Here is a 15,118-nt window from a genome sequence, read left to right on the forward strand (position 1 = left end):
AGGGGGCGGGGGGTGGGGAACCGCCGGGGTGAGGGTTCTGGGGCCCTTGGGGGCCTGTGGGGGCCTGTTGCGTGGGTGCTGGGCGGCTGCGCTGGACGCCTCCGTGGGCGGCGGTTGGGGCTTGCTGGTTGGGCTTGCGCAGGCAGGCCCGCTCGTCGCCTTCCGCCTTCCGCCTTCCGCTTCCGCCTTCCGGCGAGTTGCCCACAAATGGGCTGCGGTGTGGACAACCGGCCTTCGGCGGCGGCTTTCCGGCGGTTTTCGTCGGTCGCCCTCGATAGGCTGAAGCGGGGCGGATCCCCCGGGAGGGTGGGTCGTGTGTGGTGACCGCGGCTCGCCGATGAAGCCGGCCCAGCAGCCTCGTCCAGCCGGCCTCCCCGAGGCGACTTGCCCACAAGTGGGCTGGGGTGTGGACAACCGGCCCTCGACGGCCGCTTTCCGGCGGTTTTCGTCAGTCGCCCCCGATACGCTGAAGCGGGGCGGATCCCCCGGGAGGGTGGGTCGTGTGTGGGGGGCGACCCTGCGGCCAGGCAGCCCGCGTGGCCAGGCAGGCCGTGCGGCAAGGCGACCGCGCACCGCCAGCAACCACCCCCGGCGCGAACAGGACGGGATCAGGGCCGAACCAGGACGGAACCAGGGCCAGATCAAGCGCCAAGCCCGGATCGTGATGGCCCGCGCCACACAAGCCCGGGATAATCACCCCGGGCGGCAGGAAGCGGGTGGCCATGACCAAGGCGGCGTCGGCCGCGGCGAAGGACCTCGCCGCGGGCGGAGTGGGTGGGGTTCACCTGGCTTGGGCGGACAACAACGGCATTCCGCGCTCGCGGATCGTGCCCGTCGCCGGGCTGGCCGATGCCGCCACGCGGGGGGTGGGCGCCACCTCGCTCTTCGCCGTCTTCGACAGCCACGACTCCATCACCTACGCGCACTCCGGCCTCGGGACACCCTCCGGGGACATCCGGCTCGTGCCCGTCGTCGAGCGGCTGCGGCGGCTGGCCGGGCAGCCCGCTCTCGCCTGGGCGCCCGTGCGGCAGCTCACCCGGGACGGTGACCCCTGGCCCTACTGCCAGCGTGCCGTCCTCGAAGCGCAGGTCGCCGAAGGGGCGAGGAGGGGGCTGGAGTTCCGGGCCGGCTACGAACTCGAGTTCGCCGTCGCCCCCGCCGGGAGTGCCGATGTGCTGGCCGCCCCCGGGCACCCCGGGCCCGCCTACAGCCCGCACGCCCTCGTCGGGCTCGACGGGTTCGTCGGTGCCCTCCTGCACGACTTCGCGGCCAACGGCCTGCGGATCGGGCAGCTCCACGCCGAGTACGGCGTCGCGCAGCTCGAACTCTCGCTGGCCGCCACCGATCCCGTCTCCGCCGCCGATGACCAGCTGCTCGCGCGGCAGACCATCCACGCCGCCGCGCGGGTGCACGGGCTTGCCGTCAGCTTCGCTCCGCTCGTCGGCCTCGGCGCCGCCGGGAACGGGTGGCACCTGCACACCTCCGTCCACCGCGAGGGGCGCAACCTGCTCCACAGCGGCGAAACCGGCTTGCCGGGCGGTGAAGGGGCCGGCTACCTCGCCGGGCTGCTGCGCGACCTGCCCGCCCTGACCGCGGTCACCGCGCCGAGCGTCCCTTCGACGCTGCGGCTGCGGCCCGGCTACTTCGCGGGCGCGTACGCCTTCTGGGGCGTCGAGAACCGGGAAGCGCCGCTGCGGTACGTCCCCGGCTCGGCGCTGCTGGGCGACGGCCACGCGAACGTCGAGCTCAAAACCTCCGACGCCTCGGCCAACCCGTACCTCGCGCTGGCCGTCGTGCTCGCCGCCGGGATGGCCGGCATCGAGGACGCCGCCGCGCTGCCCGAGCCGATCGGCGAAGACCCCGGCGGCTGGACGGACGAAGAGCGCGCGGCCCGCGGGGTGCGCCGGCTGCCGGCGAACCCCGCCGAACAGGACGCCGCGCTCGGGGCGTCGCCGCGGATCGCCGGGGTGCTCGGGGAGGAGCTGCTGGGTGCCTTCCGCGCCGTGCGGGCCTCCGACGCGGCGTGGGCGGCCGACCGCACGGCCGACGAGATCGTCGCCGCCCACCTTTGGCGGTATTGAGGGGATCGATGACTTCGGGGATCGACGGCGGGCAGCTCGACCTGTCCGGGGTGCGGTGGCTGCCGGGCGGGGCGCGGCTGGCCGCGGTGGCCCAGGCGGAGCTGCCCCAGAAGGACGGCCTGGCCGCGGCGTTCTGCGGGCTCGCCGCGCTGCGGGCGGCCGGGCTCGACGTGGCCGATCAGGACGCCGTCGCCGCGGCCGCGGGCACGGTGCGGGGGCCGGCCGTGCGACCGCCGGGCGAGCCGGGCCGCCGGGACTTCCGGTTGCCGCTGCCGGTCGTCGACGACCCGGCCGCGGCCGGCACGCGGGCTTCCGGGCTCGCGGCGGCCGTCGAGACGCTGTCGCGCGGCGCCCTCGCGGCGGTGCCGGTGACGGGGGAGTGGACCACCGGGGCGCTGTTCGACCTGCTCGTCGGGCTCTGGGACGTCCCGCGCGTGGCGGTGCTCGCCCGGATCGACGGCGCCGAGCTCGGCGCGCACGACACCCCGGAACGCGCGCTGCTCGACTACCTCGACACCGGGCTCCCGCCACTGTGGACGTCCCGCTGGCGCCCGCCCGGCGGCCACTTCGTGCTCCTGGCGGGCATCCGCATCGGCGCCGAGGGCACCCTGCTGTCCGTTGTGGACACTTATCCGTCCCTCGGCGACCACGGCCGCCACGACCAGCCGGTCGAATGGGTGACGGCGGCGCTGACCGGGCTCGGCGTCCTCGTGGTCGTCGACGCCGAGCAGGACGGCGTGGTCCGCGCGGCGGCCCGCGCCGCCGGCCTCAGTCCGTCCCGCTGGGACTGACCGGCGCCGCGAAACGGGAGTGGCGGCGGCCGTAGGCGAAGTAGATCACCAGCCCGATCGCCAGCCACACGGCGAACCGGATCCACGTCAGCACGTTGAGGTTGAGCATCAGGTACAGGCACGCCAGCGCGGCCACGACCGGGATCACGGGGGAGAACGGCACCCGGAACGGCCGGTCGAGGTCGGGACGGCGGCGGCGCAGCACCGGGACCGCCACGGCCACGATGATCATCGCCGACAGCGCGCCGATGCTCACCATGTCGGCCAGCTCCGAGATCGGGATGAAGGCCGCCAGGACGGCGATCAGGACGGCGCCGCCGACGGTCATCCGGTGCGGGGTGCCCCAGCGCGGGTGCGCGGTGCCGAGCGCCTTCGGCAGCAGGCCGTCGCGGCCCATCGCGAAGCCGATCCGCCCGATCGTGACCAGTTCGACCATCATCACCGACGTCAGCCCGGTCACGGCGCCGAGGGAGATCAGCGCGCCCACCCAGTGCTGGCCGACCCGGTCGAACGCGTCGGCCAGCGGTGCGCCGGTGTCGATGTCGGTGAACGGGATCATGCCGGTCAGCACGATCGAGACGCCGATGTAGAGCAGCGCGCACACGCCCAGCGCGCCGAGGATGCCGACGCGCAGGTCCTTGCGCGGGTTCAGCGTCTCCTCGCCGAGGTTCGCGAGCGCTTCGAACCCGGTGTAGGCGAAGAAGACCACGGCGGCCGCGGTGATCATCCCGGCGATGCCGTAGACCGACTGCTCCAGCCCCAGCACCGCCTGGACCGCGGGTTGCTCCAGCACCGTCGTGCCGGCTTCGGGCGCCCGCGCCGGCGGGATGAACGGCGTCAGGTTCGCGCCCTTGACGAAGAACAGCCCGACCGCGAGCACCAGCACGCAGACCGCGACCTTCACGCACACCAGCAGGTTGGTCAGCCAGGCCGACTCCTTGATGCCCAGCACGGCGACCACGGTCAGCACGGCGATGATCAGCACCGCGCCGATGTTGACCGTGGCGTCTTCGCCGAACCACTCCGGCGACAGCCCCAGCAGGTTCGCCAGGTACCCCGACCAGCCGCGGGACACCACGGCGGCGCCGAGCGCGAACTCCAGCAGCAGGTCCCACCCGATGATCCAGGCGAACACCTCGCCGAGGGTGGCGAAGGCGTAGGTGTAAGCGCTTCCCGCCGTCGGGACGCTGGAGGCGAGCTCGGCGTAACACAGCGCCGCGAGCCCGGCGACGACCGCGCCGAGCACGAACGACAGCGTCACGGCCGGCCCCGCGTGGGTCTTCGCCTCGACGCCGGCCAGAGTGAAGATGCCGGTGCCGATGATGATCCCGACGCCCATCCCGACCAGGTCGCGCCCGCGCAGCCGGCGCTTGAGGTCCCCGGAGTCCTGGCGCCGCAGGACCTCGTCCACGTTCAGCGTTCGCCGCTCACCCATGAGGAGAAGTTAGAAGCTCACGGCCCCTTCCGCAGATCGGGCGCGGTCAGGCCGCTCTCCTGCGCGAGGATCGCGGCCTGCACGCGCGAGCGCAGGTCCAGCTTGGCCAGCACGCGGGAGACGTGGGTCTTCACGGTCGTCTCGCCGATGTGCAGCCGGGTGCCGATCTGGGCGTTGGACAGGCCCTCGCCCAGGCAGCCGAGCACTTCCCGTTCGCGGTCGGTCAGGTCGCCGAGGCCCCGGGGCGTCGGCGCCGGGTCCCGGCCCGACGCGGCGAAGGCGGCGATCAGCCGCCGCGTGACCTGCGGGGCCAGCACGCCGTCGCCGGCCGCGACGAGCTTCACGGCTTCGATCAGCCGGGGCGCTTCGACCGATTTGAGCAGGAATCCGGCGGCCCCGGCCCGCAGGGCGCCGTGGACGTACTCGTCGAGGTCGAAGGTGGTCAGCACGAGCACCTGCGTGAGCCCCGCGGACACCAGTTCCCGGGTGGCGGCGATGCCGTCGGTGCCCGGCATCCGGACGTCCATCAGCGTGACGTCCGGCCGCAGGGCCCTGGCCTGCCGGACGGCGGCGGCACCGTCGGCGGCCTCGCCGACGACCTCGATGCCCTCGGCGTGGCCGAGGATGGTCGTGAGGCCGAACCGGATGGCGCTGTGGTCGTCGGCGACCAGGACCCGGACGGTTCGGGGGTCTCGGGTGGCGAAGTCCCCGGCGCGGGGCGAAGCGCCGGTCGTCACCGCGGCCCGCCCACCGGGAGTTCCGCGCGGACCAGCCAGCCGTCGCCCGCCGGGCCCGCGGTGAGCTCGCCACCCACCGCGCCGGCGCGTTCGCGCATGTTCAGCAGGCCGGTCCCGCCGCCGGTGGCGGGCAGCGGGCCGCGGACGTCGTTGCGGACCTCCACCGCCAGGACGCCGTCGAGGCAGTGGACGGCGACGTCCACCCGCCCGCCGGGAGCGTGCTTCACGGCGTTGGTCAGCGCCTCCTGCGCGATCCGGTACGCCGTCAGGTCGACCGCCGCCGGCAGCGCGGAGTCCACAGTGGACTCGACGTGCACCTCCAGCCCGCTGGCCCTGGCCGACTCCGCCAGCTTGGCCAGGTCCGCCAGCCGGGCGGGCGCGGTCGTCTCCGCGTCCCCGCCGTCGGCCTTGAGCAGCCCGATCATCGCGCGCATCTCCTCCAGGGCGCTGACGCTGTTCTCCCGCACCGACGCCAGCACCGCCTTCGCCAGTTTCGGGTCCGGCAGCGACAGCGCCGCCTCCGACTGGATGGCGATCGCCGAGAGGTGCCCGGCGATGACGTCGTGCAGGTCGCGGGCCATCCGCCCGCGTTCGGCGGCGACCGCCGCCCGCCGGTCCAGTTCCGCGATCTTCGCCAGCTGCCTGGCGTTGGCGCGCTCGGTTTCGGCGACGTCGCGCTGCTGGCGGACGTTCGCCGCCCACCACACCGGCGTGATGACGAAGGGCAGCAGGCCCACCGCGGCCAGCACCGCCGTCCGCCACTCCGGCGCGAGGAGCAGCACCGCGGCGAGCACGCCCACCACGGAGGACGCCGCGAGCCCGATCATCACCCGGTTCACGCGGCGGGAGCCGTAGAGCGTCGCCGCGTACAGGAAGTCGGTGTAGATGACCAGCATGGGCAGCGACGGGCCGAGCCGGACGTCCACCGCGAGCACCGCCGTGGCCAGCGCGAGCGCGAGGGGCACCCGCCGGCGCAGCAGCTCGAGCCCGCACAACGCGGCCAGCTCCAGCAGCCGCACCCCCAGCGGCACGTGGTCGTCACCGGTCACCAGCCGGTGGACGCCGGTCGCGTAGACGAGGAACCCGATCAGCCAGGTGACCAGCGCGATCAGGCCGTCCTGCTGCCACACCGGGAGCGCGCGCGGGCGGGGGAGAGGCACCCGGTCATCCCAGCACACGGCGTGCCGGACCCGCGTCCTACGAAGTGATGACGCCCGGTCCTCCCGGCCGCCGACGCGCCCGCGGCCGCGGGCGGGAGAGCGTGGGGAGGTGGAAGAGATCGGGAAGTTCTTCGCGGAGAACCCGATGGCCGCCGTCATCGCGGCGGGCGAGATCGGGTTCTGGGTGTTCCTCGCGGCGGGGCTCGGCGTGCGGTACGTGCTGCGGGCCCGGCGGACGTCGGCGGTGCTGCTCGCCATGGTGCCGCTGGTCGACGTCGTGGTGCTGGTGGCGACCGTGTTCGACCTGTCCGCCGGGGGCGAGCCGGGGTTCGCCCACGGCCTGGCGGCCGTCTACCTCGGCTTCAGCGTCGTGTTCGGGCCGAGCCTGGTCCGGTGGGCCGACGAGCGCTTCGCCCACCGGTTCGCCGGCGGGCCGCCACCGCCGAAGCGCCAGGGGCGCGAACGGGCGCGGCACGAGTGGCGTGAGTGGGGCAAGTGCGTGCTGGCCTGCGCGCTCGCCGCGGTGGCGCTGCTGGCGGCGATCTTCGCGATCGGCGAGCCGACGCGGGTGGCGCCGCTGTGGGGCTGGTTCCCGCGGCTGGGCACGGTGACGGCGATCTGGCTGTTCGCCGGGCCGGTGTGGGAGGAGCTGTTCGGCGGGAAGGAGGCGGCCCGGCCGTGACCGGCCGACGTCACCCCCGGCGCGCCGGGGGTGACGTCGGCCGCGCAGATGGCGGGAACCGCCCGGCACCGGAATGCTGGTGCCGTGCCCGAACAGATCCCCGCCCTGCACGAGCTCGCCGCCCAGTACGGCGTCGCCACCCGGTACGAGAACGCCGACCGGGTCTGGGTCGACGTGGACGACGACGTCGTCGTCGCCGTCCTCGGCCAGTTCGGTGTCGATGCGACCAGTGACCAGGCCATCGCCGCCGCGCTGGCCGCCGCGCGCGAAGCCCCGGCCGCCCTGCCGCCGACGATCGTCGTCCGGGAAGGCACCGGGCGGCCGCTGGGCGTCGACGCCGAAGTCGTCCTCGAAGACGGGACGCGGCGGCGAGCCGACGGCGAACTGCCCGCCGACCTGCCGCTCGGCTGGCACCGGGTGGTCACCGCCGACCAGGACGTCGTGCTCGCGGTCGTGCCGGCGAAGCTGCCGCGGGTGCGGCCCGCCTGGGGGTGGATGCTGCAGCTCTACGCCCTGCACTCGGCCGGCTCCTGGGGCATCGGCGACTACGCCGACCTCGCCACCTTCGCCGCCCGGTCGGCCTCCGAACTGGACGCCGGCGTCCTGCTGGTCAACCCGGTGCAGGCGATCAGCCCCGCCCACCCGATCGAACGGTCGCCGTACTCGCCCGCCAGCCGTCGGTTCGCCAACCCCGTCTACTTGCGGGTCACCGCCACCGAGACGTTCGACCAGGCCGACGCCGCCACCCAGGCCGCCGTCGAGTCCCTGGCCCCGGACCGCGAAGGCGAACTGATCGACTACGACGCCGTCTGGACGGCCAAGCGCGCCGCCCTCGAGCTGCTGTGGCCGCACCGGGTCGAAGACGTGCCCGAAGACGACGACCTGCGCGGCTTCGCCCTCTTCTGCGCCCTCGCCGAGCGGCACGGCGGGGACTGGCGGGACTGGCCCGAGGACCTGCGGGACCCGGCCGGGCCCGCGGTCGCGAAGGCGCGCGACGAGCTCGAGGACCGCGTCGCCTTCCACGCGTGGCTCCAGCACCTGTGCCGGACCCAGCTGGAAGCCGCGCGGACGGCCGCGCGCGAGGCCGGGATGACCGTCGGGATCGTGCACGACCTGCCGGTCGGGGTGCACCCCGGTGGGGCCGACACCTGGGCGCTCAAGGACGTCTTCGCCGCCGAGGTGCGGGTCGGCGCGCCGCCCGACGCCTTCAACCAGCAGGGACAGGACTGGAACCTGCCGCCGTGGCGGCCGGACAAGCTGGCCGAGGCCGGGTACGCGCCCTTCCGGGACGTCATCCGGGGCGTCCTGCGCTTCGCCGACGGCATCCGCGTCGACCACATCGCCGGGCTGTGGCGGCTGTGGTGGATCCCGCCGGGCGAGCCCGCGCACCGCGGCACGTACGTCCACTACGACGCCGAAGCGATGGTCGGCGTGCTCGCGCTCGAAGCGCACCGCGCCGGCGCCGTCGTCGTGGGGGAGGATCTCGGCACCGTCGAGGAGGTCGTCACCGACACCATGCACGAACGGGGGATGCTCAGCTCGGCCGTGCTGTGGTTCGAACGCGACTGGGACGCGCCCGGCCAGCCGTTCACCCGCCCGGACAGCTGGGACCCGGACGCGATGGCCAGCATCTCCACGCACGACCTGCCGACGGTTCCGGGCTGGCTGAAGAGCGAGCACGTCCGGGTCCGCGCCGAGCTCGGGCTGCTGGACCGCGGGGTCGAAGCCGAGGAAGAAGCCGCCGCCGGGGAGCACCGGGCCCTGATGGAACTCGTTGCGCGGGAAGGAATCCCGGACGACGACCCGGTCGTCGCGCTGCACACCTTGCTCGCGAAGGCCGCGTCACGGCTGGTGCTGACCTCGCCGGCCGACGTCGCGGGCCAGGTGCGGCAGCCGAATCTGCCCGGAACCGTCGACCAGTACCCTAACTGGCGGATTCGCCTTCCCGTCAGCGTAGACGGCTTCTTCACCGCGAAGGGGGTTCGCGCCGCGGTCGCCCCGCTGGCGGCGGCCCGGCCGCTGCCCCGGTAACGGCCACCTCGCGGAGCACGACCCCCGGTGGTACGCGTCCGCGGACGCCACCGGCACGAACCAAGCTCGAGGAGAGACCCAGTGCGGCCCTGGCCCGGAACGCCCTACCCGCTCGGCGCCACCTACGACGGAGTCGGGACGAACTTCGCCCTGTTCTCCGAGGTGGCCGAGCGCGTCGAACTGTGCCTGTTCGACGCCGAGGGCAAAGAGACGCGCTACGCGCTCGAAGAGGTCGACGGCTTCGTCCACCACGGCTACCTGCTCAACGTCGGCCCGGGGCAGCGCTACGGGTTCCGCGTCCACGGGCCGTACGACCCGAAGCGCGGCCAGCGCTGCAACCCGAACAAGCTGCTCATCGACCCGTACGCGAAGGCCGTCTCGCACGGTGTGAACTGGGACGAGTCGCTGTTCGGCTACCAGTTCGACAACCCCGACGAGCGCAACGACGACGACTCCGCAGGCCACGTGCCGTATTCGCTGGTGGCGAACCCGTTCTTCGACTGGGGCAACGACCGGCAGCCGAAGCGGCCGTACAACGAGACGGTCATCTACGAGGCCCACGTCAAGGGCATGACCGTGCATCACCCGTTCGTGCCCGAAGCGCTGCGCGGCACGTACGCCGGTCTCGCGCACCCCGCCGTCGTGGAGCACCTGCAGAAACTCGGCGTGACCGCGGTGGAGCTGCTGCCGGTGCACCAGTTCGTCACCGACCACGGCCTGGCCGAGAAGGGCCTGACGAACTACTGGGGCTACAACACGATCGGGTACTTCGCGCCCCACGACTCCTACGCGGCGATGCCCGGCGAGGGCGGCCAGGTCCAGGAGTTCAAGGGCATGGTCAAGGCCTTCCACGAAGCCGGGATCGAAGTCATCCTCGACGTGGTTTACAACCACACCGCCGAGGGAAACCACCTCGGGCCGACGCTGTCGATGCGGGGCATCGACAACGAGGCCTACTACCGGCTGGTGGAGGGGGAGCCCGAGTACTACATGGACTACACCGGCACCGGGAACTCCCTGAACGTCCGCAACCCGCACACCCTGCAGCTGATCATGGATTCGCTGCGCTACTGGGTGACCGAGATGCACGTCGACGGCTTCCGCTTCGACCTCGCCTCGGCGCTGGCGCGCGAGTTCTACGACGTCGACCGGCTGTCGACGTTCTTCGACCTCGTGCAGCAGGACCCGATCGTCAGCCAGGTGAAGCTGATCGCCGAGCCGTGGGACGTCGGCCCCGGTGGCTACCAGGTCGGCAACTTCCCGCCGTTGTGGACGGAGTGGAACGGGCAGTACCGCGACACCGTCCGCGACTTCTGGCGCGGCGAGCCCTCGACGCTGGGCGAGTTCGCCTCCCGGATCACCGGCTCGTCGGACCTCTACCAGGACGACGGCCGCCGCCCGTTCGCGTCGATCAACTTCGTCACCGCGCACGACGGCTTCACGCTGCGGGACCTGGTGTCCTACAACGAAAAGCACAACGAGGCCAACGGCGAGGACGGCCGCGACGGCGCCGACGACAACCGCTCGTGGAACTGCGGTGTCGAGGGCGAGACCGACGACCCCGAGGTACTCGCCCTGCGTGTCCGGCAGCAGCGGAACATGCTGGCCACCCTGCTGCTGTCCCAGGGCGTGCCGATGATCCTGCACGGCGACGAGTTCGGCCGCACCCAGCAGGGCAACAACAACGTCTACTGCCAGGACTCCGAGCTGTCCTGGATGGACTGGGAACTGGCGAAGGAGAACGCCGGCCTGGTCAAGTTCACCGGCGGGCTGACCGCGCTCCGGCAGCGGCACCCGGTGTTCCGCCGCCGCCGCTTCTTCCAGGGCGGCCCGGTCGGCACGGGGGAGAAGCTCGGCGACATCGCCTGGTTCACCCCGGCCGGCGAGGAGATGACCGAGCAGAACTGGGACGACGGCTTCGGCAAGGCGGTCGTCGTCTTCCTCAACGGCAAGGCGATCCCCGACCTCGACCAGCGCGGCATGAACGTCGAAGACGACTCGTTCCTGCTCGCCTTCAACGCCCACTACGAAGACATCGACGCGACACTGCCGGGCAACGGCTACGGGGACAGCTGGACCGTCGTGGTCGACACCGCGACCGGCGAGGTGGAACCCGCCGACGCGAAACCGATCGACGGCGGCGGCCGGCTGACCCTGCCCGCCCGGTCCCTGATCGTGCTGCAACGGACGGAGACGGAATCCGCATGACGGTCCCGGAGTCGACCTACCGGGTGCAGCTGCGCCCGGAGTTCACCTTCGCCGACGCGGCCGGCATCGCCGGCTACCTGCGCGACCTCGGCATCGGCGCGCTGTACGCGTCGCCGGTGCTGGACGCGGCGCCCGGCTCGACGCACGGCTACGACGTCGTCGACCCGACGCGCGCGCGGCCCGCGCTCGGCGGTGAGGGGGCGCGCCAAGAGCTCTCCGCACTGCTCAAGGAGCTCGGGCTGGGCCTGGTGGTCGACATCGTGCCGAACCACATGTCGGTCGAGGTGCCGAAGGCGAACCGCTGGTGGTGGGACGTGCTGAAGCACGGCCGTGACTCGGAGTACGCGTCCTACTTCGACATCGACTGGGAGCGGGGCCCGCTCCTGCTGCCGGTCCTCGGCGACGACGACGCCGTGGCCGAGCTGTCGGCTGACGGTGACGAACTGGTCTACTACGACCACCGGTTCCCGATCGCCCCGGGCACGGAAAGCGGGACGCCGCAGGAGATCCACGAGCGCCAGCACTACCGCCTGATCGGCTGGCGCCGCGGCAACGCCGAACTCGGCTACCGCCGGTTCTTCGACATCACGAACCTGGCGGCGGTCCGCGTCGAAGACCCCCACGTGTTCGCGGCGACGCACGGCGAGGTGCTGCGCTGGGTCGCCGACGGCGACGTCACCGGCCTGCGCGTCGACCACCCGGACGGCCTCGCCGACCCGGGCGGCTACTTCCGGCGGCTGCGGGAGAACGCGCCGGACGCGTGGATCGTGGCCGAGAAGATCCTGCACCCGGGCGAGCCGCTGCCGCAGAGCTGGCCGGTCGACGGCACCACCGGCTACGACGCCCTGCGCGAGATCGCCGGCGTCTTCGTCGACCCGGCGGGCGAGCCCGGCTTCACCGCGCTGGCGAACGAGCTGGGCGTGAAGACCGGCTACCACCGCGTCGAGGCCGAGGCCCGGCGCCTGGTCACCGACCGCATCCTGGTCGCCGAGGTCCGGCGGATCGCCGCGCTGCTGCGGGACGCCGACCCCGAGCAGGCCCGGCAGGCGGTGGCCGAGACCATGATCGCCTTCCCCGTCTACCGCTCGTACCTGCCCGAAGGCGCGGCCCACTGGGCCGCCGCGATCGCCGGCGCCCGCCAAGCCCGGCCCGACCTCGCGGAAGCGCTCGAAGCCCTCGACGCGCAGGTCCGCGCCGAGCCCGGCGGCGAGCTGGCCACCCGGCTCCAGCAGACGTCCGGCATGGTCGTGGCCAAGGGCACCGAGGACACGACGTTCTACCGCTACACCCGCTTCGCCGCGCTCAACGAGGTCGGCGGCAACCCGGACCGCTTCGGCCTGGAGGTCGAGGAGTTCCACCGGCTGGCCGCCGAGCGCGAAGCCGGCTACCCCGCGGCGATGACGACGCTGACCACGCACGACACCAAGCGCTCGGAGGACACCCGCGCCCGGATGGCGGTGCTCGCCGAAGTGCCCGGCGAGTTCGCCGAGGCGGTCCGGCGGTGGACCGCGCGGCGGGGGATCGACGAGCCGTCGCTGAACCTGCTGGCCTGGCAGACGCTGGTGTCGACCTGGCCGATCGAGCCGGCCCGCCTGCGGGACTACCTGGACAAGGCGGCCAAGGAGGCCAAGCTCCGCACCAGCTGGACCGACCACGACGAGGCGTTCGAGGCCGACGTCGCCGCCTGGCCCGAAGACGTCGTGAACGACGCCGGGCTGGCGGCCGACATCGAGGCGTTCGTCAAGCGCGTCGAGGGGCCCGGGTACGCGAACTCGCTCGGCCAGAAGCTCGTCCAGCTGACCGCGCCCGGCGTCCCGGACGTCTACCAGGGCACCGAGCTGTGGGACTTCTCCCTGGTCGACCCGGACAACCGCCGCCCGGTCGACTACGTGGCCCGCCGGGAGATCCTCGCCCGGATCACCGACGGCGAGCTGCCGGAGATCGACGCCTCGGGCGCGGCGAAGCTGCTGGTCGTGCACAAGGCGCTGCGGCTGCGGCGGGAGCACCCGGCGCTGTTCCGCGGCTACCGCCCGCTGCGCGCCGAAGGGGCCGCGGCGGCCCACTGCCTGGCCTACCTGCGCAGCGCGGACCTCGCCGTCGCGGTGACCCGGCTGCCCGTCGGCCTCGAGGCCGGCGGCGGCTGGCGCGACACCGTCCTGCCGCTGCCCGCCGGCGTCTGGACCGACGTGCTGACCGGCCGCGAGGTCACCGGCGACCTGGCCACCCTGTTCGACCGTTACCCCGTCGCGTTGCTGGTGCGAGGAGACGCATGAAGTTCAGCGTGTGGGCCCCGGCGGCCCGCCGGGTCCGGGTGAGCGTCGACGAAGGCGTGCACGAGATGACCGAGGGCGACGGCGGCTGGTGGCACGCCGAGGCCGAAGGCATCAACTACGCCTTCCTCCTGGACGACGACGAGAAGCCGCTGCCCGACCCGCGATCGCGGTGGCAGCCGCACGGCGTCCACGCGGAGTCGCGCGTCTACGACCACGGCGAGTTCGCCTGGACCGACGACGCCTGGACCGGGCGCCAGCTGCCCGGCGCGGTGCTCTACGAGCTGCACATCGGCACCTTCACCGATGGCGGCACCTTCGACGCGGCCATCGACCGGCTCGACCACCTCGTCGACCTCGGGATCACGCACGTCGAGCTGCTGCCGGTCAACGCCTTCGACGGCACCGCGGGCTGGGGCTACGACGGCGTTCTCTGGGGCGCGGTCCACGAGCCCTACGGTGGGCCGGACGGGCTCAAGCGGTTCGTGGACGCGGCCCACGCGCGCGGCTTGGCCGTCGTGCTCGACGTCGTCTACAACCACCTCGGGCCCTCGGGGGCCTACCTCGACCGGTTCGGGCCGTACTTCGCCGGGCAGAACGACTGGGGCCCGGGCCTCAACCTCGACGGCGCCGGCTCCGACGAGGTCCGCCGGTACGTGATCGACAACGCGCTGAGCTGGCTGCGCGACTTCCACATCGACGCGCTGCGCCTCGACGCCGTGCACGCCCTGCTCGACCGGCGCGCGGTCCACCTGCTCGAACAGCTCGCCACCGAGGTCGACGCCCTGTCCGCGGCGCTGAACCGGCCGCTGACCCTGATCGCCGAGTCCGACCTCAACGACCCGCGGCTCGTCACGCCCCGCGAGCGCGGCGGCTTCGGCCTGCACGCCCAGTGGTCGGACGACCTGCACCACGCCCTGCACGTCAAGCTCACCGGCGAGGCGACCGGGTACTACACCGACTTCGCCGCGCCGGAGGCCCTGGAGCGGGTGCTGCGCGAGGTGTTCTTCCACGCCGGCACCTGGTCGTCGTTCCGGGAGCGGACGCACGGCCGCCCGGTGGACACGCGGACCGTGCCCGGCCACCGCTTCCTCGGCTACCTGCAGAACCACGACCAGATCGGCAACCGCGCCACCGGCGACCGGCTGTCGGCGACGGTCTCCCCGGGCCGGCTGGCCTGCGGGGCGGCGATCCTGTTCTGCTCCCCGTACACGCCGATGGTGTTCATGGGGGAGGAGTGGGCGGCGAGCACGCCGTGGCAGTTCTTCGCGTCCTTCCCGGACCCGGAGCTGGCCGAGGCCGTCCGCACGGGCCGCCGTCGCGAGTTCTCCCGGCACGGCTGGGGCGAGTCCGACGTGCCCGACCCGATGGACCCGGCCACCGTCGAACGGTCGCGGCTGGACTGGACCGAGCCCGGGCGGCCCGGTCACCGGGAGATGCTCCAGCTTTACCGTGCGTTGATCCGGCTGCGCCGCGAGCGGCCCGAGCTGGCCGACCCGTGGGTCGCGGACCTGCGGATCGACTCCGCGCCGGACGGCTCCTGGCTGGTGCTGCACCGCGGCGGGCTGCGCCTGGCCGTCAACTTCGGCGCCGGACCGGTGACCCTGCCGCTCGGGGCGACGACGTCGCTGCTGACCTGGGGAGAGGCCACCGTGGACGGTGGGGCCGCGCACCTGCCCCCGGACACCTTCGTCATCGCCGGCACGACACCCTGACGGCGGTT

At 73.3% G+C, this 15,118-nt stretch carries 10 protein-coding genes; 7 read left to right on the forward strand and 3 right to left on the reverse strand.

Translation table 11 applies throughout. The features are described 5' to 3' along the window. Positions 1–722 precede the first annotated feature (722 nt). The gene (locus DV20_RS16315; protein ID WP_043781050.1) at positions 723–2,081 is read left to right on the forward strand and encodes a type I glutamate--ammonia ligase; all 1,359 of its coding nucleotides are present in this window, start codon (positions 723–725) and stop codon (positions 2,079–2,081) included. Between the two features lie 8 nt (positions 2,082–2,089). Beyond that, positions 2,090–2,872 carry a DUF6885 family protein gene (locus DV20_RS16320; RefSeq protein ID WP_043781054.1) on the forward strand — a complete coding sequence of 261 codons (783 nt, stop codon included), beginning with the start codon at positions 2,090–2,092 and terminating at the stop codon, positions 2,870–2,872. On the opposite strand, the gene DV20_RS16325 is transcribed toward DV20_RS16320, so the two are convergent. The 3 genes from DV20_RS16325 to DV20_RS16335 are packed head-to-tail and all read right to left on the reverse strand — an operon-like array spanning position 2,850 to position 6,204. Beyond that, positions 2,850–4,283, reverse strand: coding sequence for an amino acid permease (locus DV20_RS16325; RefSeq protein WP_043781264.1), 1,434 nt, complete (start codon positions 4,281–4,283; stop codon positions 2,850–2,852). The two genes, DV20_RS16320 and DV20_RS16325, sit on opposite strands and share 23 nt — an antisense overlap. 41 nt (positions 4,284–4,324) lie before the next feature. Beyond that, positions 4,325–5,044 carry a response regulator gene (locus DV20_RS16330; RefSeq protein ID WP_051736022.1) on the reverse strand — a complete coding sequence of 240 codons (720 nt, stop codon included), beginning with the start codon at positions 5,042–5,044 and terminating at the stop codon, positions 4,325–4,327. Further along, positions 5,041–6,204: a sensor histidine kinase gene (locus DV20_RS16335; protein WP_043781057.1), complete on the reverse strand. Its 1,164-nt coding sequence runs from the start codon at positions 6,202–6,204 to the stop codon at positions 5,041–5,043. Before DV20_RS16335 ends, DV20_RS16330 begins: the two co-directional genes overlap by 4 nt. A 145-nt stretch (positions 6,205–6,349) precedes the next feature. Here DV20_RS16335 and DV20_RS16340 point away from each other — a divergent pair, with 145 nt between their 5' ends. From DV20_RS16340 to treZ, 5 genes are all read left to right on the forward strand, one after another. Next, positions 6,350–6,886, forward strand: a complete 537-nt coding sequence (locus DV20_RS16340; protein ID WP_407638342.1) for a hypothetical protein — start codon at positions 6,350–6,352, stop codon at positions 6,884–6,886. Positions 6,887–6,934: 48 nt separating this feature from the next. Beyond that, a complete protein-coding gene (malQ, locus tag DV20_RS16345; protein WP_051736024.1) occupies positions 6,935–8,917 on the forward strand; it encodes a 4-alpha-glucanotransferase in 1,983 nt (660 codons plus the stop codon). A gap of 81 nt (positions 8,918–8,998) precedes the next feature. After that, complete coding sequence (gene glgX / locus DV20_RS16350) at positions 8,999–11,125, forward strand: glycogen debranching protein GlgX (RefSeq protein ID WP_043781064.1); 2,127 nt, start codon at positions 8,999–9,001, stop codon at positions 11,123–11,125. Beyond that, on the forward strand, positions 11,122–13,398 hold the full coding sequence (gene treY, locus DV20_RS16355) for a malto-oligosyltrehalose synthase (RefSeq protein WP_043781066.1): 2,277 nt from the start codon (positions 11,122–11,124) through the stop codon (positions 13,396–13,398). Before glgX ends, treY begins: the two co-directional genes overlap by 4 nt. Next, a complete protein-coding gene (gene treZ / locus DV20_RS16360; protein WP_043781067.1) occupies positions 13,395–15,110 on the forward strand; it encodes a malto-oligosyltrehalose trehalohydrolase in 1,716 nt (571 codons plus the stop codon). Before treY ends, treZ begins: the two co-directional genes overlap by 4 nt. The last annotated feature ends 8 nt before the right edge of the window (positions 15,111–15,118 follow it).

Origin of the sequence: Amycolatopsis rifamycinica (assembly GCF_000695625.1) — a bacterium.
Taxonomy (GTDB): domain Bacteria; phylum Actinomycetota; class Actinomycetes; order Mycobacteriales; family Pseudonocardiaceae; genus Amycolatopsis; species Amycolatopsis rifamycinica.